Origin of the sequence: Labrenzia sp. THAF82, from assembly GCF_009363435.1 — a bacterium.
In the GTDB taxonomy this organism is placed as follows: Bacteria; Pseudomonadota; Alphaproteobacteria; order Rhizobiales; family Stappiaceae; genus Roseibium; species Roseibium porphyridii.
Genome location: NZ_CP045354.1, coordinates 5,782,264 through 5,803,331, shown reverse-complemented (window position 1 = coordinate 5,803,331; position 21,068 = coordinate 5,782,264). Strand labels below are relative to the sequence as shown.

General features: G+C 54.6%; 23 protein-coding genes. 15 read left to right on the top strand and 8 right to left on the bottom strand.

Translation table 11 applies throughout. The features are described from left to right. Nucleotides 1-22 precede the first annotated feature (22 nt). From FIV00_RS26675 to FIV00_RS26650, 6 genes are read left to right on the top strand one after another with little or no spacing between them, the layout of a single operon-like run. On the top strand, nucleotides 23-1,429 hold the full coding sequence (locus FIV00_RS26675) for a type II and III secretion system protein family protein (protein ID WP_209006722.1): 1,407 nt from the start codon (nucleotides 23-25) through the stop codon (nucleotides 1,427-1,429). Nucleotides 1,430-1,439: 10 nt separating this feature from the next. Next, nucleotides 1,440-2,153, top strand: coding sequence for a CpaD family pilus assembly protein (locus FIV00_RS26670; RefSeq protein ID WP_152503550.1), 714 nt, complete (start codon nucleotides 1,440-1,442; stop codon nucleotides 2,151-2,153). Nucleotides 2,154-2,161: 8 nt separating this feature from the next. After that, nucleotides 2,162-3,469, top strand: coding sequence for a CpaE family protein (locus FIV00_RS26665; protein WP_152503549.1), 1,308 nt, complete (start codon nucleotides 2,162-2,164; stop codon nucleotides 3,467-3,469). A 30-nt stretch (nucleotides 3,470-3,499) separates the two neighbouring features. Then, a complete protein-coding gene (locus tag FIV00_RS26660) occupies nucleotides 3,500-5,005 on the top strand; it encodes a CpaF family protein (RefSeq protein WP_173006175.1) in 1,506 nt (501 codons plus the stop codon). Between the two features lie 17 nt (nucleotides 5,006-5,022). Next, nucleotides 5,023-6,042 (top strand): type II secretion system F family protein, encoded by a 1,020-nt coding sequence (locus FIV00_RS26655; protein WP_152503547.1) that lies wholly within the window; start codon nucleotides 5,023-5,025, stop codon nucleotides 6,040-6,042. A gap of 10 nt (nucleotides 6,043-6,052) precedes the next feature. Continuing rightward, nucleotides 6,053-7,033, top strand: a complete 981-nt coding sequence (locus tag FIV00_RS26650; RefSeq protein ID WP_152503546.1) for a type II secretion system F family protein — start codon at nucleotides 6,053-6,055, stop codon at nucleotides 7,031-7,033. A 300-nt stretch (nucleotides 7,034-7,333) separates the two neighbouring features. Here the strand turns inward: FIV00_RS26650 and FIV00_RS26645 are convergent, their stop codons facing one another. Then, complete coding sequence (locus tag FIV00_RS26645) at nucleotides 7,334-8,113, bottom strand: tetratricopeptide repeat protein (RefSeq protein ID WP_152503545.1); 780 nt, start codon at nucleotides 8,111-8,113, stop codon at nucleotides 7,334-7,336. 188 nt (nucleotides 8,114-8,301) lie between these two features. On the opposite strand from FIV00_RS26645, the gene FIV00_RS26640 reads away from it, so the two are divergent. From FIV00_RS26640 to FIV00_RS26630, 3 genes are read left to right on the top strand one after another with little or no spacing between them, the layout of a single operon-like run. Further along, nucleotides 8,302-9,696 carry a M17 family metallopeptidase gene (locus FIV00_RS26640; RefSeq protein ID WP_152503544.1) on the top strand — a complete coding sequence of 465 codons (1,395 nt, stop codon included), beginning with the start codon at nucleotides 8,302-8,304 and terminating at the stop codon, nucleotides 9,694-9,696. Nucleotides 9,697-9,755: 59 nt separating this feature from the next. Next, the gene (locus FIV00_RS26635; RefSeq protein ID WP_152503543.1) at nucleotides 9,756-10,106 is read left to right on the top strand and encodes a MarR family transcriptional regulator; all 351 of its coding nucleotides are present in this window, start codon (nucleotides 9,756-9,758) and stop codon (nucleotides 10,104-10,106) included. A 31-nt stretch (nucleotides 10,107-10,137) separates the two neighbouring features. Continuing rightward, entirely contained in the window at nucleotides 10,138-11,019 is an 882-nt protein-coding gene (locus FIV00_RS26630; RefSeq protein ID WP_152503542.1) for an NlpC/P60 family protein, read from the top strand. 32 nt (nucleotides 11,020-11,051) lie between these two features. On the opposite strand, the gene FIV00_RS26625 is transcribed toward FIV00_RS26630, so the two are convergent. Together FIV00_RS26625 and FIV00_RS26620 are read right to left on the bottom strand one after the other, a co-directional pair. Next, a complete protein-coding gene (locus FIV00_RS26625; protein WP_152503541.1) occupies nucleotides 11,052-11,351 on the bottom strand; it encodes a hypothetical protein in 300 nt (99 codons plus the stop codon). Nucleotides 11,352-11,486: 135 nt separating this feature from the next. Continuing rightward, nucleotides 11,487-12,710, bottom strand: a complete 1,224-nt coding sequence (locus FIV00_RS26620; protein WP_152503540.1) for a DNA recombination protein RmuC — start codon at nucleotides 12,708-12,710, stop codon at nucleotides 11,487-11,489. A gap of 89 nt (nucleotides 12,711-12,799) precedes the next feature. Between FIV00_RS26620 and def the strand changes: the two genes are divergently transcribed. The 5 genes from def (at nucleotide 12,800) to truA (ending at nucleotide 16,439) form a co-directional block, all read left to right on the top strand. Further along, a complete protein-coding gene (gene def, locus FIV00_RS26615; protein WP_152503539.1) occupies nucleotides 12,800-13,318 on the top strand; it encodes a peptide deformylase in 519 nt (172 codons plus the stop codon). Nucleotides 13,319-13,347: 29 nt separating this feature from the next. Next, nucleotides 13,348-13,980, top strand: a complete 633-nt coding sequence (locus FIV00_RS26610) for a MarC family protein (protein WP_152503538.1) — start codon at nucleotides 13,348-13,350, stop codon at nucleotides 13,978-13,980. Between the two features lie 124 nt (nucleotides 13,981-14,104). Continuing rightward, nucleotides 14,105-15,043: a methionyl-tRNA formyltransferase gene (fmt, locus tag FIV00_RS26605; protein ID WP_152503537.1), complete on the top strand. Its 939-nt coding sequence runs from the start codon at nucleotides 14,105-14,107 to the stop codon at nucleotides 15,041-15,043. Between the two features lie 24 nt (nucleotides 15,044-15,067). After that, nucleotides 15,068-15,604, top strand: a complete 537-nt coding sequence (locus FIV00_RS26600; protein WP_152503536.1) for a GNAT family N-acetyltransferase — start codon at nucleotides 15,068-15,070, stop codon at nucleotides 15,602-15,604. Between the two features lie 13 nt (nucleotides 15,605-15,617). Then, nucleotides 15,618-16,439, top strand: a complete 822-nt coding sequence (truA, locus tag FIV00_RS26595) for a tRNA pseudouridine(38-40) synthase TruA (protein WP_152503535.1) — start codon at nucleotides 15,618-15,620, stop codon at nucleotides 16,437-16,439. Between the two features lie 115 nt (nucleotides 16,440-16,554). On the opposite strand, the gene FIV00_RS26590 is transcribed toward truA, so the two are convergent. The 5 genes from FIV00_RS26590 to FIV00_RS26570 all read right to left on the bottom strand — a co-directional run bounded on the left by FIV00_RS26590 (nucleotide 16,555) and on the right by FIV00_RS26570 (nucleotide 20,405). Continuing rightward, nucleotides 16,555-17,016, bottom strand: a complete 462-nt coding sequence (locus FIV00_RS26590; RefSeq protein WP_152503534.1) for a hypothetical protein — start codon at nucleotides 17,014-17,016, stop codon at nucleotides 16,555-16,557. A gap of 335 nt (nucleotides 17,017-17,351) precedes the next feature. Continuing rightward, the gene (locus FIV00_RS26585; protein WP_209007100.1) at nucleotides 17,352-18,110 is read right to left on the bottom strand and encodes a DUF2189 domain-containing protein; all 759 of its coding nucleotides are present in this window, start codon (nucleotides 18,108-18,110) and stop codon (nucleotides 17,352-17,354) included. Between the two features lie 246 nt (nucleotides 18,111-18,356). Continuing rightward, nucleotides 18,357-18,890: a cytochrome b gene (locus FIV00_RS26580; RefSeq protein ID WP_152503532.1), complete on the bottom strand. Its 534-nt coding sequence runs from the start codon at nucleotides 18,888-18,890 to the stop codon at nucleotides 18,357-18,359. A 23-nt stretch (nucleotides 18,891-18,913) separates the two neighbouring features. After that, a complete protein-coding gene (locus FIV00_RS30630) occupies nucleotides 18,914-19,999 on the bottom strand; it encodes a CDGSH iron-sulfur domain-containing protein (RefSeq protein WP_152503531.1) in 1,086 nt (361 codons plus the stop codon). Between the two features lie 37 nt (nucleotides 20,000-20,036). Continuing rightward, nucleotides 20,037-20,405 (bottom strand): antibiotic biosynthesis monooxygenase, encoded by a 369-nt coding sequence (locus tag FIV00_RS26570; protein WP_152503530.1) that lies wholly within the window; start codon nucleotides 20,403-20,405, stop codon nucleotides 20,037-20,039. Nucleotides 20,406-20,508: 103 nt separating this feature from the next. Between FIV00_RS26570 and FIV00_RS26565 the strand changes: the two genes are divergently transcribed. After that, nucleotides 20,509-20,991: a MarR family winged helix-turn-helix transcriptional regulator gene (locus tag FIV00_RS26565; RefSeq protein WP_152503529.1), complete on the top strand. Its 483-nt coding sequence runs from the start codon at nucleotides 20,509-20,511 to the stop codon at nucleotides 20,989-20,991. Nucleotides 20,992-21,068: the final 77 nt, after the last annotated feature.

Here is a 21,068-nt window from a genome sequence, read left to right as displayed (position 1 = left end):
AATGTCCAGTGTGAGGGGCGCAATGAAAAAGCAGATAGTCAAATTTGCAGCGGCAGCATTGCTGTTGGGAGCTTCGGTCGCAATGCCGACAAGCGCCTCACTGGCTGAAGGAAACTTTCCGAGCCAGGTCCATATCGCTGCGGGGGAAAGAGCAAGCGGTCGCATCCTAAACGTGGGTATCGGACGCTCCGTTGTCGTTAATCTTGCAGAAGATGCTGCTGATGTACTTGTGTCCAATCCGGAAATTGCAGATGCGGTACTCAGAACGCCTCGCAGGATATTTGTCATCGGCAACACGGCGGGACAGTCAAGACTGGTTCTCTTCAGTCGCAGCGGCCGCGAACTTGCAAGTTTCAATATTCGAGTTGAAAAAGATACGTCAGATCTGACTCGGATCATTCGCAAGCTTATCCCCGGAAGCAAGATTTCTGCAGAATCAGTGAATGGAAATGTGATCCTGAGTGGTTCCGCAAAGAGTACTCTTGAAGCTCAACAAGCGGCTGATATTGCAACAAAGTTTCAAGGTGCTGGCTCTGCCACGGAAGTTGTCAATCTCATTTCAGTTGAAGGCAAAGATCAGGTCCATCTAAAAGTTACAGTTGCTGAAGTGGAACGTACCATTATCAAGCAGCTTGGTGTTCAGTTCTCTGGAACTGTTGGAACTGGAAACTTCACACCGTTCTTTTCGAACCTTCCAAACTTTACCGTCAACCCTTCCATCGTCAATCAGGCGACAGGCGGCACACAGTTCTTAAGTGGTTCGAGCAACATCACGGCTCAGGTTCAGATGCTTCAGCGCGAGGGTGTCATTCGAACCCTGGCAGAACCAACACTAACGGCCATCTCCGGTGAAAATGCGAGTTTCCTGGCAGGCGGTGAATTCCCGATCCCGATTTCTCGCGATGACGGGGAAATCTCGGTAGAGTTCAAGAAGTTCGGTGTTGGCCTCGATTTCACACCTGTTGTTCTCTCCGGCGGCAGAATTAGCCTTCGCGTTAAAACCGAAGTCAGTGAACTCAGTAACGAAGGCGCTGTCTCCGCAGGCGGTATCACAATTTCCGCCCTGAAAGTCCGCCGCGCAGAATCAACCATGGAACTGCCATCAGGTGGAACTCTGGTCATGGCGGGGCTGCTCAAGGAGTCCTATTCGCAAGCGGTTGAGGGAGTGCCGGGATTGATGCAGATTCCAATCTTGGGAGCACTGTTCAAAAGCCGTGATTTCTTGCGGGACCAGACCGAATTGGCGGTGTTCGTAACCCCTTATGTGGTTCGTCCCGTTGCCGCGAGCAAAATGGTGCGGCCAGACAAGAACCTTTTACCGGCTTCTGATGCAGAGACGATTTTCCTGAACCGGTTGAACAAAATCTACAACCCGACTGGTGACGTGGCCGGCACGTATCACGGCCAGGTCGGCTTCATCTACAAGTGAGGACGGACGGATGAGTAAACAAACGAAAGTCCGGTTTGCAGCCGTATCAAAGCCTGTTCTTGTCTTCCTCGGTTGTCTGACGATCGTGGGCTGTCAGAGTCAGTCACAAAATCCGGACGGCCTTTTGGCTTCCAACGATTATCGCTTGCGCCATCCCATTGTGATCACCGAAGAGCCCGAAACCCTCGATCTTCCTATCGGTCGAAACACACGAAACCTTTACGGCCCAATCGAACACACGATTTCTGCATTCGCGGCCGAATCCCGTAACAAGGGTAATGGTGCTGTCGAAATTCTGGTGCCTTCAGGGGGTGCAAATGACGTCGCTGTTCATGCGGTAACGCCTGACATCCGCAAAGCCCTGCAAGACGGTGGATTGAGCCGGTCTAAGATCAGCACGCGTACTTACGCAGTGCAGGACCCCTCTGCGGATGCTCCAATTCGCCTTTCCTACGCACGAATGCAGGCGACTGCAGGAAAATGTGGTGCCTGGCCGAGAAACATCGGTGGTGGCATCGGTGAAAACACAGACTACGAAAACTTCGGCTGTGCTTCTCAGGCGAACCTGGCCGTGATGGTTGACAACCCGTCTGATCTGATCACGCCAAGAGCATCGACACCGTCTGATCAGGCGCGTCGCGCTGTTGTTTTTGAGAACTACCGTGAAGGCAAGAAGACTGCATCTGAATTTGAAGAAGGTGTCGGAGCTTCTGTTTCCGAATAGGTGAAAGTATGAGCGCTAATCAGGATTTCAACGATATGGCCGGATATCTCGAGGCTGCGTCAACGCCGTTCGAACAGCAGCAAACGGTAAATGAAGAAGGTATGCAGATAAATGCCATACCCCGCATAACCGTGCACGCGTTCTGTCTAAGTGATGCCACCATGCGTGTTGCGGAAGCTGCGATGGAAGATCGGCGTATGGCCAAGGCACACCTGAAGCTTGATTCAGGTGGGATTCCGGCTGCAATTTCAACATTCGAACAAGCGCCGACGCCCAATCTGATTATCGTCGAAACAATAGGTCAGCGTGAGGAATTGCTGACAAATCTCGACCACCTCGCCGAGTTCTGCGATGCGGGTACAAAGGTGATCGTGATCGGTGATGTGAACGACGTCACGCTGTATCGCGAACTGATTGCAAGGGGAGTGAGTGAGTACCTCATTGCACCCGTGAGCGTTTTTCAGCTGATTGGGTCAGTCGGCAATCTCTACGCGGATCCGGAAGCTGAACCGCTCGGACGAACCATTGCCTTTTTTGGCGTGAAGGGCGGATGCGGCTCTTCGACCGTTGCCCATAACGGTGCCTGGTCGCTTGCCCGAAGCTTCCAGACTGAAGTTGTCGTGACTGACTTGGACTTGCCATTCGGCACAGCGGGCCTGGACTACAACCAGGATCCGTTACAAGGGGTCTTCGAGGCGGTCTCTTCGCCCGAGCGTCTGGATGAAACCTACCTTGATCGCATCTTGTCCAAATGCAGTGATCACCTGAGCCTTTTGGCAGCTCCGGCAACGCTTGAGCGCACCTATGATCAAAATGAAAAAGCGTTCGAGCCGCTTCTTGAGACCATGCGATCAAGCGTGCCGCTTGTCGTGCTTGATGTACCGCATGTCTGGAATGCTTGGGTCAAGGATACGCTTCTAAGTGTCGACGAAATTGTTCTGGTCGCGGAGCCTGATCTTGCAAATCTGCGCAATGCAAAGAACACCGTCGACATGCTGAAGCAGTTGCGGCCCAACGATCGACCACCGCACCTGATCATGAACAAGGTCAACGTTCCGAAGCGACCTGAAATCAAGCCCGATGAGTTTGCCAGTGCATTAGGACTTCAAGTTCAGGCCTCCATTCCGTTTGAGCCGCAACTGTTTGGCACTGCGGCCAACAATGGGCAGATGATCGGTGAAATGGACAACAAGCACGCAATTGCACGCATGTTCGAAGACTTGGCACAGTCGGTATCCGGCAAGGCTCAGCCCAGCAGACCGTCGCGCTCAAGCCTTGGTGGTTTGTTGTCAAAACTGAAACGGAAAGCTGGATAAACCGGTTTTCGACGGAGCAGATAGTTCGTTATGTTTGGAAGACGTGGCAGTTCATCCTCTGGACCTCAGACCCTCCGCCCGGCAGGTGTGCCAGGGTTGCAGGAAACTCCTGTTCCGGCACAAGAAACCGCTAGAGCAGAAGAACCTGCTCCCCTAAAGGTCCAGGCTGAGCCGGCTGCCCAGCCGGCAGCGGCGGCGGCGCCACCGCCTCCGCCACCAGAGCCTGCCCAGCCGGCACCCCAAGCGCGGAAGAAAAACAGCGAGTATTACGAAACCAAGGCACAAATATTCAATGCTTTGGTAGAAGCGATCGACCTGTCTCAACTGGCCAGGTTGGACGCGGAAGATGCGCGTGACGAAATTCGAGATGTCGTAAATGACATCATTGCGCTCAAGAACGTGGTCATGTCGATTTCCGAGCAGGAAGACCTGCTGGAAGACATCTGTAACGATGTTCTGGGCTATGGACCGCTTGAACCACTCTTGGCGCGTGACGACATCGCCGATATCATGGTCAACGGCGCTCAAACCGTCTACATCGAAACACAGGGCAAGGTGGAGCAGACCGGCGTTTCCTTCCGCGACAACGCTCAGCTGATGAACATTTGTCAGCGGATTGTGAGCCAGGTTGGTCGCCGCGTGGACGATTCAAGTCCGATCTGTGACGCCCGTCTGCCTGATGGTTCTCGTGTCAACGTCATCGCCCCGCCGCTGGCAATTGATGGACCTGCACTCACCATTCGTAAGTTCAAGCGGGACAAACTCACCCTCGATCAGCTGACCAAATTCGGGTCAATTACCCCAGAAGGTTCGACGATCCTTCAAATCATTGGACGGTCACGATGTAACGTCCTGATCTCAGGTGGTACGGGGTCCGGCAAAACCACCCTCCTGAACTGTCTGACCGCGTATATCGAAAATACAGAACGCATTATCACCTGCGAAGATTCTGCGGAATTGCAGCTGCAGCAGCCTCATGTCGTTCGCCTGGAGACACGTCCGCCGAACCTTGAAGGTGAAGGTGAGATCACAATGCGTGACCTTGTAAAGAACTGTCTGCGTATGCGCCCGGAACGCATCATCGTGGGTGAGGTTCGTGGCCCAGAGGCGTTTGACCTCTTGCAGGCCATGAACACCGGTCACGATGGTTCAATGGGTACGTTGCACGCCAACTCACCGCGTGAGGCACTGTCGAGACTTGAATCCATGATCACAATGGGCGGCTTCTCGCTCCCGTCCCGAACTCTTCGGGAAATGATTGTCTCCTCGATTGACGTTGTCGTTCAGGCAGCGCGCCTGCGTGATGGGTCTCGTCGTATCACCCATGTGACCGAAGTCATGGGAATGGAAGGGGACATCATCACCACTCAGGATGTCTTCCTATACGACATGATTGGTGAGGATCCGAACGGCAACATCATTGGCCGCCACCGTTCAACTGGAATCGGCCGCCCGAAATTCTGGGAACGCGCAAGGTACTTTGGCGAAGAAAGTCGTTTGGCCCAGGCGCTGGATGCGGCGGAAATGCCCGAATAGGTAACGGAATACTGTCTATGTCTGGACTTGAAGAATTTCTTACGCCCGAAGTCACCGGTATCGCCGTTGCACTGCTCGTCATGTTCGCGGTTGGCGGGATCATCTATAGTCTGTTTCAGCCAACGCTTTCCGGCAGCAAGAAGCGCGACCAGCGTATAGAAGCCGTAGCAACACGGCCTCAAAATGAAAACCAACGCAGTCAGGTGCGCGACACGGATCGGCGCAAGAGATCCATTCAGGATCAGTTGAAAGACTTTGAAGACCGCCAAAAGGCCAAACAGGACAAACAACAAAAAGTCTCGCTCAAAGTCTTGATGGAGCAGGCTGGCTTAAGCTGGGAAATGAAACACTTCATTATTTTCAGCATTATTTCTAGCCTGATATTCTTCGTTGTTTCCTTAATTGCTTCGGGGAACCTTTGGATCGGGATTGCATTTGCCTTTGCCGGACTGCTCGGTTTTCCGCGCTGGTATATCGGTAACAAACGCAAGCGTCGGTTCAACGCGTTTCTGGATGAATTGCCAAACGGTGTGGATATTATTGTCCGCGGTGTGAAAGCAGGCCTTCCGTTGAGCGACTGCATCAAAGTTGTGGCAAGGGAAGCGCGCGAGCCGGTTGCCACTGAATTCCGAAAGATTACGGAAACCCAGGTGATGGGGATTTCACTTGGCGAGGCTGTCGGCAGATTGCCGGATCGCGTGCCTGTTGCGGAAGCAAATTTCTTCGCCATCGTGGTCGCGATCCAGCAAAAGGCCGGTGGTGGACTGGCGGAGGCACTCAGCAACCTGTCCAGGGTTCTGCGTGGCCGCAAGGCAATGAAGCGAAAAATCAAGGCACTCAGCGCGGAAGCAAAATCTTCTGCTGCGATCATCGGTTCGTTGCCGTTTTTCGTCGGCGGCATCATCTATTTCATCGCACCCAATTACGTGATGATCCTTTTTGAAACAACAACAGGCAACATCATCATTGCCGGCGGCCTGATATGGATGTTTACAGGCATCATGGTCATGCGGCAGATGATCAACTTCGATTTCTAGGGGCGTCGGCATGGACCTTGATACAATCGTTTCGACGCAATTTGCAGCCGCAGTCCTCGCTATGATCGCGGTCACGGGCACGATTTTCTCTCTTGTGATGCCGCTCCTTTCGCGTGACACCCTGAAATCACGCATGAAGTCGGTTGCATTGGAGCGAGATCAGATGCGCGCGCGTGAGCGTGCCCGTCTTCAGGCAGGTCAAGGTGATGCGAAAGCAGCATTGCGCAACCAGCCAAAAGCACAAATGAAGAGCCTGGTTGACCGCTTGAATCTGAAGGAAATGCTTTCAGATGAGAACACGATCCAGAACCTCAGAATGGCGGGCTATCGTGGTTCTGCCCCGCTTTATTACTTCCTGACGGCTCGAATTGCGCTGCCGCTCATCATTTTCGTGTTTGCGACCTTCTATGCATTTGTGATCATGCCGGATACGTTGCCGGCATTCTCGAAGCTTTGTTTTTGTATCGCTTTTGCCGGTGTTGGGGCATTTGCGCCCAATATTTATCTCAAAAACAAGATCGACAAACGTAAGCTCATAATTCAGCGCGCTTGGCCTGATGCGCTCGACTTGATGCTGATTTGCGTCGAGTCCGGTATGTCCATCGAAGAAGGTTTCAAGCGTGTTGCGGAGGAAGTCGGCGTACAGTCCGTTGAATTGGCAGAGGAATTGACGCTCACGACCGCAGAACTCTCTTATTTGAGCGACCGCCGGATTGCCTACGAAAACCTTGCAAAGAGAACAGGCGTTGACGGTGTGAAAAACGTGATGATGGCGCTTATACAGGCTGAGCGTTACGGGACACCGATTGGGACCGCACTGCGCACGATGGCAGACGATACACGCGAACAACGCATGCAGTTGGCAGAGCAGAAAGCTGCGTCCCTGCCGCCGAAGCTGACGGTTCCAATGATCATGTTCTTCCTGCCGGTCCTGTTCCTTATCATTATGGGACCAGCTGTGATCCAGGTTATCGAAACCTTCTCCGAGTAGCCATCAGGCCTTAGACCTTATGAACTCTGCGGGGCGCGTTCCACTTGAGTTGGAACGTGCCTCTTTTGCATTGGGCTGAGTTGCTCGTCTCAACTCTTGCTAACAACGTTGCGAAGCATCTTCCTTCTAGGCAGGCAATCTGATGAGTAAACTTGTATTTGGTTTTGCGGAACACCCGCGCAGATGCGGATTTGCTGAACACACCATTTGATAGCTAGGTTCGAAAAGCAGAAAGGGCGCCCGATATCGGACGCCCATTCCCGGCAAAAGCCTAAAACATGTTCGGGGGAGGCTCTCCGCCTAGCCCTGTCGCTTTTTCATCATTTCCTGAAGATAGGCGATGTTGGCCTGAGCCTGCCGCGGATCCAGTTCCGCCTGGGCGACTTGAATGGCTTCGTCGTACTTTCCTTGAATGCCAAGCACCAGTGCCAGGTTCTGCCGAACACGGCTGTCTGCGCCCGGCAAGGTCGAGGCGCGGCGCAGTGTATATTCTGCGTCCGGCAGCTCGTTGGAAAGCAGATAGGAAAGTCCGAGATTGTTGAGCAAGGTCGGATCATCGGGCGCGATCTTCAACGCTTGTTTGTAAAGGCTGCGTGCCTTTGCGTGTTCACCGGTCTGATCATAGATCGCCGCCTGTGCGGACATCAGCTTCCAATCCGGTGTTGCCGGTTGCTGCGCACCTTGCAAAACATTGAGTGCTTCGCTGAACCGACCGTTCATCGCCAAAACTTTGCCGTAGGCCGACGCGATTTCCCGATCTTTCGGATGGGCTATCACGCCCCCACGCAGCACGGCCATCGCCTGCGGCATCTGGCCATTCTGACTGAGGGCGTTGGAATACCCGAGAATCGCTGTTCGATTCTTCCGGTCCTTCTCGTAGGCTTTCGACCATTTGGTAACGGCAGCCCGAGCGGAACCTGAGCCTGGTGTTGTGTAATGACCACCTGTGGCAGGTGAGTGCGTTCCTGTGTTGGACTTGTTGGACGCACATCCCGCAAGCAGCACAACCGCAGTCATTGCCAACAGTGTGGCATTCAGGCGTGAGCGTCGTTTTACGGATCCGGTTCTGGGCGCGTGCATCTTCAACATCCTTGTTGTCCGCAGCATTCTCGTTCCTCATGAGAAATAGATAATTAACCCTAATGGATGGTTAAGCGGCGTTGCGAAATGCGAAAATGCCAATCCTTTGGTGCACGATGTTGCGCCCGCGTCCTCATCGTCCTAGGTCTTGTTGTTGAAGACCTGTCTCAAATTCCGGAGTGCCAGACGTGCGCCAGTGCCTCGTTCGCAAAAGCGAAGTTGAAACCTCAACCCCTATCATCGCGGTCACAGAGGAAAGCCTGCCCGGCATTCTGGCCAAGTTAGGGGACCAGGCGCGAGGCTGGTGCGAAGCCAACGATTACTCCGGAAAAGCATCTACTGTTCTGCTCGTGCCGTCTCAAAATGGCGGATTTGCAGCTGTATTGTTCGGCGTCTTGGAAGCAGGCCTGCCACAAGCCCTGGCACTGGGAAGTCTGGCAAAAACGCTTCCCGAGGGAGACTACCATCTGGCGGATGGCTTTCCGGATCCCGAGCAGGCAGCTCTTGGGTTTGCACTCTCCAGCTATTCATTTGCCCGATATCGCAGCAAAGACGCAAAGGAACGACGTCTTGCAGTTCCCGACGGCATTGATCTGGAGCGAATCGGAACCATCCTCGATGGGGTTCAACTGACCCGTGACCTGATCAACACACCGGCTAACGATTTGGGTCCGGAGGAGCTTGCAAAGTCAGCAGCTGATCTTTTTGAAGCGCATGGCGGTAGCGGACGGATTGTCATCGGTGACGACCTGCTTGAGGAAGGCTTTCCAATGGTACATGCCGTTGGTCGGGCCAGTTCACGTGCGCCCCGCCTTGCCGATTTCAGTTGGGGTCGGGAGGATGATCCCAAGGTTACACTTGTTGGCAAAGGTGTGATTTTCGATACGGGTGGATTGAACCTGAAACCCGGCTCTTCAATGAGCTTGATGAAAAAAGATATGGGCGGCGGTGCGAATGTGCTCGGACTGGCATCCATGATCATGGGTGCCAAGCTACCTGTCAGACTTCGGGTGATCATCCCCTGTGTCGAAAATGCAGTCTCTGGTTCGGCGTTCCGGCCAGGCGACATTCTGCAAAGTCGAAAGGGCCTCTCGGTTGAAATCGGCAATACGGACGCTGAGGGTCGGCTGGTGCTCGGTGACGCGTTAACCCTGGCAGATGAAGAAAAGCCCGATCTTCTTGTCGATATGGCAACGCTGACCGGAGCTGCACGCGTTGCCCTTGGGCCTGATTTACCGCCCTATTTCACCGACGATGAGGAACTCGCCGAGGATGTGTCTGTTTTCGCAGAAGCAGCAAGTGACCCGTTGTGGCGGCTCCCGCTCTGGAAGCCATATCTAAAATATCTCGACAGCAAGATCGCCGACATAAATCACATAAACACGGTCGGGACCGGCTTTGCCGGTTCGATCACAGCAGCGCTGTTCCTGTCCTGCTTTGTCGAAAACACCGAGAGCTGGATCCATTTTGACATCTACGGCTGGACGCCAATGGAAAAACCGGGAAGACCAACAGGTGGTGAGGCGCAGGGTATCAGGTGTTTGTTCGACCTGATCACTGAAAAGTTTGCATCTGCAAAATAACGGCTCCGAAACGTTTTTGTGCGCTTATGGTTGTGGTAACGGGATGGAACCATTGATCCATGGCTGTCGAAATTCGCGCGTCGCAAGCGCTGAAATTGCTGCATGAAGTCAATCTGGCGCTGGTTCGCGACAGCGAACAGGATTTGTCTGCGCGTCAGATGACGATCTTGCTCACCGTTTATCTGGAACCGCCTCCGCATACAGTGCGTGGACTTGCAGCGAAATTGAACGTCACGAAGCCGGCCATCACACGTGCACTCGACACGCTGGGCGGCATGCGCCTTCTCTCGCGGAAGCGGGACGAAGCCGACAAACGCAATGTAATTATCACCCGCACGGTTGAAGGCGCGCTTTATTTGGAGCAGCTTGGAGATCTTGTGGTTGAAAAGGCGCAGGAACTGCCTCGCTGAATTTTTGAATTCTGGCCCGTGTTGAGAAACTATGAATGAGACCCTTGATCGCCGCCGACATCCTGTCCGGCCTGACCTTGCCTCAATTGATTATGACGGCCGTGTGCAGGTGGACCGGTTCGTCGAAGGAGAGATCTTTCAAGTAACGGCGGACCGTCTGGCTTTTCGGGCAGATCCCAGGTTCGACCGCTCGATTGACACCGAGGCTCTATGCGGTGAGTGGGTAACAGTGTTCGAGCAAACGACCGAAGGCTGGGCTTGGGGGCAATTGGACACTGATGGATATGTCGGCTGGTTTTCATCGGACGGCATTGGAGCAATCAAAGCGGCAACCCACCGCGTGCGGGCCTTGCGCACATTCCGGTACCCGGGTCCAGACTTGAAATTTCCGCAGCTCGGGTTCCTGTCGATGGGGTCGCTGGTCACTGTTGTCGGCGAGGCAGTAACGCGGGGACTGAATTACGCTCTACTGAGTGATGGGTCCGCGGTCGTTGCAAAGCATCTGGTTCCGCTTGATGCACGGGACGGCGACTGGGTCGCTGCTGCAGAGGAGTTTCTCGGCACACCATACCTTTGGGGTGGGCGGACAAGTCTGGGACTTGATTGCTCGGCATTGGTCCAGTTGGCGGCACAAACAGCCGGTATAGATACTCCACGAGACAGTGACATGCAGGAAGTTGAAGTCGGCGAAGAGATCTCTCATGAAGATCCGTCGGCGTTCCGGCGAGGGGACCTGATTTTCTGGCGCGGTCATGTCGGTATTGTGGCCGGCCCCAACGTCTTGCTGCATGCAAACGGAAACACAATGACCGTTTCCCATGAACCACTGGATCAGGCCATCAAAAGGATTGCGGACACCGAATGGGGAGCAATCACGCGCGCGCGGCGCTTGCCGGCGGTCGGGTCTGAATAGCTTATCCGGGGCGCTCCATTTTCAGCGCCAGATCAAATCGATTCCGCAATTTCCTGCCAAAGCGCGGCGATGTCATTTGTGCTGTTTGGTCGACCGGCGCGGCGGAACCAATAAGCTGCATTTCCCGGGTCGTTTTCGATCAGATGGCACAATCCATGGACCCAGTCATGCGCGGCTTCCCCTTCCGAGGCTTGACAGATTTCATGCGCCTTTTCCCATTCAGGGCCTAGCACAAGCGCTCCTTTCTTCAACCACCAGAGTGCTTGTTGAGGCGGCGAAAAAGTAGTCGGCGGCTCAGTTTGGGAAACATCCATTGGCAGCGTAATGGGCATGAAACACTCCTATGATGGGACGTGAAAAACCGCACTGAGGTCGGGCTTGTGCTCTCGGCATGCGGGCTCAAGGGACGCGCGGAGGTTGGCCAGTTTACGTTTCAAGGTCAACAGGTAAGGACCTGAAACAAGTTGTCATGATTTGGGCGTTAACGCCAACTGAGGCTCGGAAGCAGAAACATCCTGTCCTTTGCCTTCAGGCTCACCGAGTTCCAGGTCTTCAATCTTGCGGCTGCGCTTGGAGATCTTGTCGGTTGAGATAAGGATCTGATCGATGTCCTTGTTCGCCTGCGCAAAGTGGGACTGAAGCTTGCCAACCCGGTCATTCAATCTGCTGACATCGGCGATCAGGTGTCCAACCTCGGCTTGAATGAGGTGTGCTTGTTCCCGCATTTTCGCGTCGCGCAGGACCGATTGTATGACCTGGATCGACAGCATGAGCAAAGATGGTGATACGATCACCACTCGTGCCCGGTGCGCTTTCTGGACGAGGTCCTCAAAGCTTTCGTTCAGTTCCGCAAAGACGCTCTCCGAAGGCACGAACAAAAACGCTGTGTCCTGGGTTTCCCCAGGCAAGAGATATTTTTCGCCGATATCCTGAATATGCTTTGAAAAGTCTCGTCGAAATTGGGCTTGTGCATATTTGAGCTGATCGTCGCTTTCCGCATTGCGGAGCAGGTTGAAGGCCTCCAGTGGGAACTTTGCGTCAACGGCAAGGGAAGGGGCCCCGTTCGGCATGTGGATCAGACAGTCCGGACGGCTGTTGTTGGAAAGAGTTGCCTGAAACGAATAGGTGCTGGGTGCCATCTGGTCCTGAATGATGGCCTCCATTCGGCCTTGCCCAAAGGCACCTCGCGTCTGCTTGTTGGACAAAATCGCCTGCAATTGGCCGACCTGACCGGACAGGTCGGTAATCGTCCGCTGGGCGCGGTCGATGACGGCCAGCCGTTCGTGTACATGGCGCAAGCCTTCCTGCGTTTGCTTGCTGGTATCGGCCATGGACAGTCCAAGTTTGTGCCCCATGCCGTCGAGCCGTTCGTTGACGGCTCGCATCATGTCCGATTGCCGCGACCCGAAGACTTCTGCCATTGTCTGCATGCGCCCGGTCATCTCACCCTGGCTTTTCAGCAATTGAGACAAATGACTTTCAAGTTCGTGGATGCGTTCCGCAGAAGCAGTGTCGGTCTCGGCACGCAGCCGGATTTCGCGCATGGTCTTCAGGACCAGCCAGACAATAAGCGTCAGCAGCAGCAAGCCACCCGCGATCGCGGTTTCAAGAACCGTGACGGGACGTCCGCCAAACTCAAACAGGATCTCATTCATGAAACAAACATAGAACGATTCGGAAGGAAGGCCCATCCAGCACCCTGCCGAAGGGCGTTGAAAACGGTTAGGGAGCAGCGGAATTCCGCGTTGACCGGCGCGGCGCGATTGCCTATGTCAGTCGCATGACGATACGCCCTATTATCACCATTCCGGATCCGGTCCTGCGCGAGATCTGCGCGCCCATCGATACAGTCGATGATGATGCCCGTGCGCTTGCTGATGACATGCTGGAAACAATGTATGACGCCCCGGGCATCGGCCTTGCGGCCAGCCAGATCGGCATCTTGAAACGTATCTTTGTGCTGGATGTCGCGAAGGAAGATGCCCCTAAGGAACCAATGGTGTTCATCAACCCGAAAATCGTCTGGTCCAGCGAGGACATGTCGGTTTATCAGGAAGGCTGTCTTTCGATCCCGGAGTATTTCGAGGATGTTGAGCGGCCGGCTGAAGTGACAATACAGTTTCTGAACCGGGAGGGGGCTGAACAGGAAATCAAGGCCGACGGCCTTTTGGCGACTTGCATTCAGCATGAGCTCGACCACCTGAACGGCAAACTGTTCATTGACTATCTGTCAAAACTGAAGCGTGATCGGGTCGTGAAAAAATTCACGAAACAGGCAAAACAGGCCGGACGAATCTAATCTCCGGCGAATGAAAAGGGGCAGAGCATATGGATCAGGAGTTTTTCCTGAAAATCTTTGCCGCGCTTTTCGCCATCATGAGCCCGATTGCCAATTTGCCGGTATTCCTGTCTCTGACCGCTGACAAGGGGCCGGCGTTTGAACGCAAGGTTGCGTTCACGCTTTTGATCAGTCTCAGCATCGGTGCGATTTTCATCGGGCTGAGTGGTGACATCGTGCTGAAGGTCTTCGGAATTTCGCTGGACGCATTCAGGCTCGCCGGCGGTTTTTTGATCCTGTTGATTGCGCTTGACCTCATTCGCGGTCAGAAGACGCAGGCCCATCATGGTACGACTTCTGAAAAGGAGCACATGAAGTCACAGGACAATCCTGCAATCTATCCTTTGACAGTCCCAATTCTGCTCGGACCCGGGTCGATCTCGACCATGATCATTTTCAGAGGGCAAGTCAGCGGATTGGAGCAGGAAATTGCCTATGTCGCGGGTGTGTCGGCCGCAATCGCGCTGCTTGTCGGGACTTTCTTTGCTGCGCCGTTTCTGTCTCGCTTCATCGGTCAAACCGCAAACAGTGTGATGAGTCGCCTGATGGGTATGATCCTGGCGGCGATTGCCATGGAAATGATGGCAGAAAGTCTCAAGGTTTTGTTACCCGGCCTGGCATAGCCCGCAGCGTAAGGGGATGCCGCTTTCCTTCGCTGCAATCGCTTGAACAACCTGACTCAAACGCTTGCAAGGCACGCCCCAAAACGCAATAAGGGGCAAAATCCTTTTAAGCCTCAGGACCCCCATGTCTCTTCGTGTTGTTTTTATGGGCACTCCGGATTTCTCGGTGCCGACCCTGATGGAAATCGTCGGTCAGGGCCATGATCTGGTCGCCTGCTATTCGCAGCCGCCACGCCCGGCAGGACGCGGAATGGAGCTCAAGAAGTCTCCAGTTCACGAAGCTGCGGAATCATTTGGTATCCCGGTGTTCACACCCACCAGTCTGAAGAGCGAAGACGAACAGGAGCGTTTTGCGGGCCTTGATGCGGATGTTGCGGTCGTCGTTGCCTATGGCCTTCTGCTGCCGAAGGCGGTTTTGGACGCACCGCAATTCGGTTGCCTCAACCTGCACGCTTCCCTCTTGCCGCGCTGGCGCGGCGCAGCACCGATAAACCGGGCTATCATGGCCGGTGACAAGGAAAGCGCTGTGCAGGTGATGCGGATGGAAGAAGGGCTTGATACCGGCCCGGTCTGCATGTCTGAGTCAGTTGCGATTACCGAAAACATGACCGCAGGTGAACTGCATGATCACCTCTCAGCCTTGGGCGGAGATCTTATGGTGCGTGCGCTAGCAGCGCTCTCAAGAGGCGCGCTTGGTGAACAGGCGCAGGCGGAAGAGGGTGTCACTTACGCTGCCAAACTTTCAAAGCAGGAGACACGCATCAACTGGTCACAGACAGCAGGCGATGTTCACAATCACATTCGGGGATTGTCGCCATTTCCCGGTGCCTGGTGCGAAATGACGCTTGGCACCAAACCTGAAAGGGTGAAGATCCTGCGCAGCGCACTATCTGAAGGCTCCGGCACACCGGGGACCGTGATATCTGCAAATGGAGCACCCGTGATTGCTTGTGCCGAAGGGGCCGTGCGACTGGACGAAGTTCAACGGGCTGGAAAAAGGCCGATGAGTGGCGAGGACTTCCTGCGAGGAGTTTCCCTATCTGAAGGGGTGGTTCTGGACTAGTCTGGAACGACAGGAGAAAGAACGATGCCGCCGACCGCCATTCCCAACCTGACCGTCCGAAACGTTACCCCGGCTGATGAAAGCGAAATCCGGGCTCTGATCTCGGCTGCCTTTCCGTCTGACCGGGAAGCTCGGTTGGTAAACACCCTGCGTCACTGCGGAGCGCTGGTTCTGGAGCAGGTGGCATTGGATGAAACCAAACGGATTGTCGGCCATGTTGCCTATAGCAGGGTAACACCGGCTGCTATTGGTGCGGGACAGGCCATGCAGATTGCCTGCCTTGCGCCTGTGTCCGTCTTACCCGACAAGCAAAACAAGGGCATCGGCACGACGCTGACGCGCGTTTCACTGGAGGCCTTGAAGGAAAACGGCGAAGACCTGGTTCTGGTGCTCGGCCCACCGGCCTTCTTCCCAAGGTTCGGTTTTGATGCCGAATTGGCCCAGAAAGTCCAAGGGCCCTATGCCGGAGCGGCATTCATGGCCTTGGCTTTGACGGATGCCGGTACCCGCGACCTGCCGATCGAAGTGGCGTTTGCAACACCGTTTCAAGAATTCGAATAGATCGGCGCCGGGAATGCCACGCTACAAGCTGACGGTTGAATATGATGGCCGGCCCTTTTGCGGCTGGCAACGCCAGGCCAACGGACCGTCTGTACAGGCCGTGATCGAACGTGCCATCAAGGCGTTCACGGGTGAAGTGGTAACGATTGGCGGCGCAGGGCGGACAGACACCGGGGTGCACGCGACAGGCCAGGCCTGTCATGCGGATCTGAGCAAATCATGGCCGACAAAAACCATTATGGGCGCCATGAATTTTCACTGTCAGCCGGACCCGGTTGTGATCCTGGATGTTGAAGAAATGCATGAGGGCTTCGATGCGCGTTTCTCTGCAATTCGCAGATCCTATCGGTACCGGATCCACAACCGATTGCCACCGCTGACCCATCAGTTGGGGCTCGCGTGGCATGTGAAGCCCGAACTGGACGCGGCCGCCATGCACGGCGCTGCGCAGGAGTTTGTTGGCCATCATGATTTTACGACCTTTCGCCATTCGCGCTGCCAGGCCAAGAGCCCGGAAAAGACACTTGAGGAATTCAGCGTCTATCGAGAGGGAGAATTCGTCATTGCCGAGTGCTCCTCACGGTCGTTCCTGCACAATCAGGTCCGTTCAATGGTTGGCACCTTGCGCTTGGTCGGCGAGGGGAAGTGGGGTGCAGGAGACATCACAAGTGCGCTGCAAGCACGTGACCGCAAGGCCTGCGGACCGGTTGCCCCGGCGGACGGACTGTATCTCACCCGCGTCGACTATCGTCCGCCAGAGATGGACATTGAGCTTCTGAACGAATGGCGGGAGCGCAAGGCTGCGATGGAAGCGGAAGTAGAGGGCGAAGCCTAGGGGACTTAATCCGTCAGTCATTTGCGGCCTTCCAGCAAATCAACGGGATCAGTCCAACTCGCCAATCGGAAGAGTGTTGAAAGCAGAAAACGCAAGTGCGCTCAATCGATCGCTTTCAGCCGGAAAAGTCGCCTAAAATACCGCCGAGATTTGCCAAAATGTATCCGATGATAATCACGCCGGCGATGATCATGACTGTCCAGACAAACAATTGAAATCCGATCGCCAAACCGCCGAAACCGACTGCCGCGATGACAATGCGCCTGTTCTCCTTCAGGACAAAGCCGACAACGCCGAGGATGATTGCGATCCCGCCGAGTACATAAGCTGAAGCTGAGAGGATGCGATCCAGGCTCCATGCCTTGGCTTCGGCTGCCGTTTGAGCTTCGCCTTTGAGGCCTTTGAGAGCAGATGTACGAATGTCTGCAGCGATTTCCCCAATTGACTGCCCGATAGTTGGCTGGGGATCGAAGGGACCAGCACTGTGAATGAAGAGCGCCAGGATTAGTGCGATTGCACCGGCCATCATTCCAGTTATTCCCGACCAGGGCGTTCTGACTGCTGGGGCATCGCTCATGCGTTGTCTCTATCTTTCAAATGAAAACCGGATCGGGGCCTCACCGTGCCACCATCAAGGATTTCAGGTTCTCATAGGCTGAACCTGAATTGAATATATTTTTGAAAATGAGTTGATTGTTTAAAGACGGACTTGGTTCCTCGGTGGTTCAATCGAAAACGGTGCCAGACAGAACGCTATCGCGTAGACGAAAGCCATTGGTTCAAGTTTTAAGCGAGGTTTTCTTCATGACTGTCAGACAATTTCCCCTGGCCCGCTGCGAACACACATTCCGGATGACTACCCGGCTCGTGCCCCGTTCAGCCAATAGCCGGGATCGCCCTCTATCTGCCGGATTATTCCTCCGGCAGAACCACGCATTTCTTGTAGAGGTGCCAGGTCGTATGACCGAGGATCGGCAGGGTTACGATCAGACCGAGAAATGCCGGTACCATCGAGACAATCAGCACAGCGGTCACAACAATTGCCCAGCCGATCATCGGCACAGGCGACGTCACGACGGCGCGGACGCTGGTGATCATTGCAGTGATGAAGTCGCGGTCGTCTTCCAGAAGCAGCGGGAAGGACACGACGGTCAAAGAGAATAGGAGCAGCGACAGGATCGCGCCGACGACATGGCCGACGGCCAGGAACATCAGGCCTTCAGGCGTTGTGATCACCTGGGTCAGGAATTCATCGAATGAGGCGAATGAGCGAAACCCCAGAAACAGCGCCAGCAACAGCCGAACCTGGTACATCCACATGATCTGGATGAAGAGCACAACGAAGGCCATCCAGGAAAGCTCGCGGCCCTTTTGTGCCCAGATGGTTCCAAGCACCGTTTTCCAGGAGACTTCGTCGCCGCTTTCCAGGCGGCGGCTTACTTCATAAAGTCCGACCGCGGCAAATGGCCCGATGAGCACGAAACCGGCGGCTGCCGGATAGGACAAGTAACTCATTTCAAGTGCTGCAGCGCTCAAGACCACAAACAGGCCCCCGGCAGCAAACAGGGCACCGATCGTCAGTCCATAAACCGGAGCGCGCCGTATATCCGCAAGACCAGCCGCCAATGCATCTATCACGTCGTTCGCGGTAATCTTCCTGACCTGGGGCATGGGCCGCAGTCCGGTTGCGCCCGTTGCATCCTTTTCGGTAGCTGGCGCATTTTTTTCCGGAGTGGTCGTGTTTTCAGTCATCCGACAGCTTCCTCCCAAAAGCTTCAATCTTTTTGCCCGCCTCCAACGGACATCCAATTTTAGGCACGGATGGAGACCGGGCTCAATCGGGAGAAGGACTTACGTTCTAAAGTCTGAGACTGAGATGCCGCTGCTTCTTTGTGGCGGAGACATCCGAGGGTCGCTTCAATGTCCGCCGTACCACATGCGCGCAATTGATCCATCCTTCTTGATGAACTGGTGAAAGAGTGCGCCGCCAATATGAAACGCGAGTAGCAAAAGCAAGACGCGTGCACCGATGCCGTGTGGTATGCGTGGTGCGTAGTCGGAAAAGTCGGCAAGCGGAGCGGTGGCGCCACCAAAAAGGACTGAGCCTGCACCTGAGAGAACCAGCATGCCAATGCCGCTGGCAGCCATGCCGAATATCACGATGTAAAACAGTCCGTGAACGAATTTGGCCAAGAGATTTTGCCAGGCCGGACTGCTTGCGAGGGCAACAGGTTTGCGATCGGCAAGTGCCCACCACACAAGCCTGGCCACCGTCAAAAGCAAGATCGTAATGCCCAGAGACGCATGGATCGTCAGGATCTCCTCCTTCGAAAGGGTGTCGGTCGTTGCTGCCGCACGAAATCCGGTGCCCAAAAGCACCAGGATCAAAAAGGCGCTCAGCCAATGAATTGTGACGGCAACGGATCCATATTTTCCAGATGTGCTTTTCATAGTGTCATTCGCTCGGGAGGCGTTCAGGCTGATTGCTCGGTCCAACCAATTTCGGAATGGGAGCCATCGCATAAAGGTTTGTTCTTGGATGCTCCGCATCGGCAGAGCACGTATTTGTCCGCTGAAGCGCCTTCGGCTTTCACGCCTGAGGCGAGCTGGATCCTCGTGACGCGAAATGGCCCGTTGCGTTCAATTGCGATTTCCGGGGCGTCGCCGCAGATGTGCATCGCTGTCCCTCCTGGTTCACTCCAGGAAAGTGCGCCTGAGGGGCAAGCTTTGACCGTATCTCTGATCTGATCCGGAGTGGCGTTGTCGGGACCAATCCATGGGTCTCGGGTGGTGTCGAATACGGCTTTCAAGCGCTTTCCGCATTCACCGGCATGGGAGCAAAGAAGCCGATTGTAGTGCACATCAAGCTGCTTGCCCTTGAAGACCCTCAGTTCGTCCGGTGTCCGGTCCGGTTCAGGTTCGCTCGAAAAGCTAAGGTCGTTATGGGATCCGTCACAATAGGGCTTGTTCTTCGAGTGACCGCACCGGCACAACGCCATTACCGGTTGGACATCGAGCTTCTCTCCATTGGTATCAGTGAACCGTGAAATGTTCCTGGCAACCAGTGGCCCGGAAGGACGTTCTTCGATACTCGGATGTCGAGCGTCGGCATTGGAGGCGTTGAAGCGTCCAATTCTCCCCGTCATTGTGAGTCCGTCACGAATGTTGAGTCCCATCATGGTCAGGTTTGCTGCTCCTGCACAAAGCTCAACCACCTGGACAATATAGAACACGGTGTCGAATTCGCCCGCAGCAGCCTTTCCCGCCAGGAACCACGCGGCTGGGAGCAGGATCAGCAAACCGTTGGCTGCGATTACCGGCATCCGCTTCTTCTTCGCATTCGCCAGGGCATCGGTCCGGTTTTTGCCCAAAGTCATTCCCGATCCGCCTGCAATGACCATCGCCGGGATGAGTATGAACATGCCCCTTAATATCAGGGCTTTGACCGTCGCGACCGTTTCGTGACTGGTGAACAGTTCAGTGAATGCGGTTGATGTCCAAAAGAGCAGGATCATCAGGAAGCCGATGCCGCCTGCTATCGCGTGAACCCGAGTTTTCATCGGAATATCCTCGTTAAGTCTCTGTGAGAAAAGCGTTTCATGCCGTGCAACAGTTTGGAACGGCAATCTTTTCAAACAGATGCGGTGCAGATACAGCGCTGGAAGGATAGTGGCTGAGCGCTTGTTGAAACTCAGGATTGGCAAAGGCATTGCGGAAGTCTTCAACGCTGTCCCAAACGGCGTAGTTGAAATACATCCCGCTTTCGCCGACTGCCTTGTGCAGCTGCGTGCTGATGTAGCCGGGCTGCTTCTTCATCCACAGGGCGTCATTGCGCCATGCTTCTACCAATGCCTCCTGATCTTTCGGGTCAACTGTGAAGAGGTTGACCAGAACCACCGGCCCGGCCTCCACGCCAAGTTGGTGTTCGATTGGAAAGGCGGGATCAAGCGGCTTGAATTGGACCATCAGGGTCACTCCTTGATTGCATCGGCAATTTGGTGTCATGTTGTCAATAAGGATAGTTTTAAACATAATGACAACATGTTGTCAAATAGCATGAGGAATTGGCATGCCACACGAGCAATGGACAAAGGCAGGAGAAGCCGTGACAACGCTGATATTGGATGTGTTTCGGTTAAACGGTCGTCTGCAATTGGCAGGCGACAGGCTCGTAGCGGAACTCGGATTGACCAGTGCGAGATGGCAGATACTCGGGGCAATTGCCTATGCTGAACGGACAGAGACTGTTGCCTGGCACGCGCGCACCATGGGCGTTCATCGGCAGGGCGTTCAGCGCATCGTCAACGAGTTGGAAAAGGAAGGCATTGTCGCGTTTCAGCCAAACCCGCATCACAAACGAGCCCATTTGGTTGCGCTGACATCAAAAGGTCAGACCCTGTTTGAAGCTGCAATCGCGTTACAGGTCCCCTGGGTAAATGACCTTTCAAAGGACCTTTCCCTCACAGACATCGCGACGGCGCAACAGGTCATCAGTCAGATGACAAAACACATCGAAGATACTTCAAACGCACAAGGTGAAGGTTCTCCATGAGGGCCTATTGCCGCGACACAGGGCGGCTGGTTCTCAAGACGTAACGAGATCGGACTTAATAGCGGGAGAACTTGCCG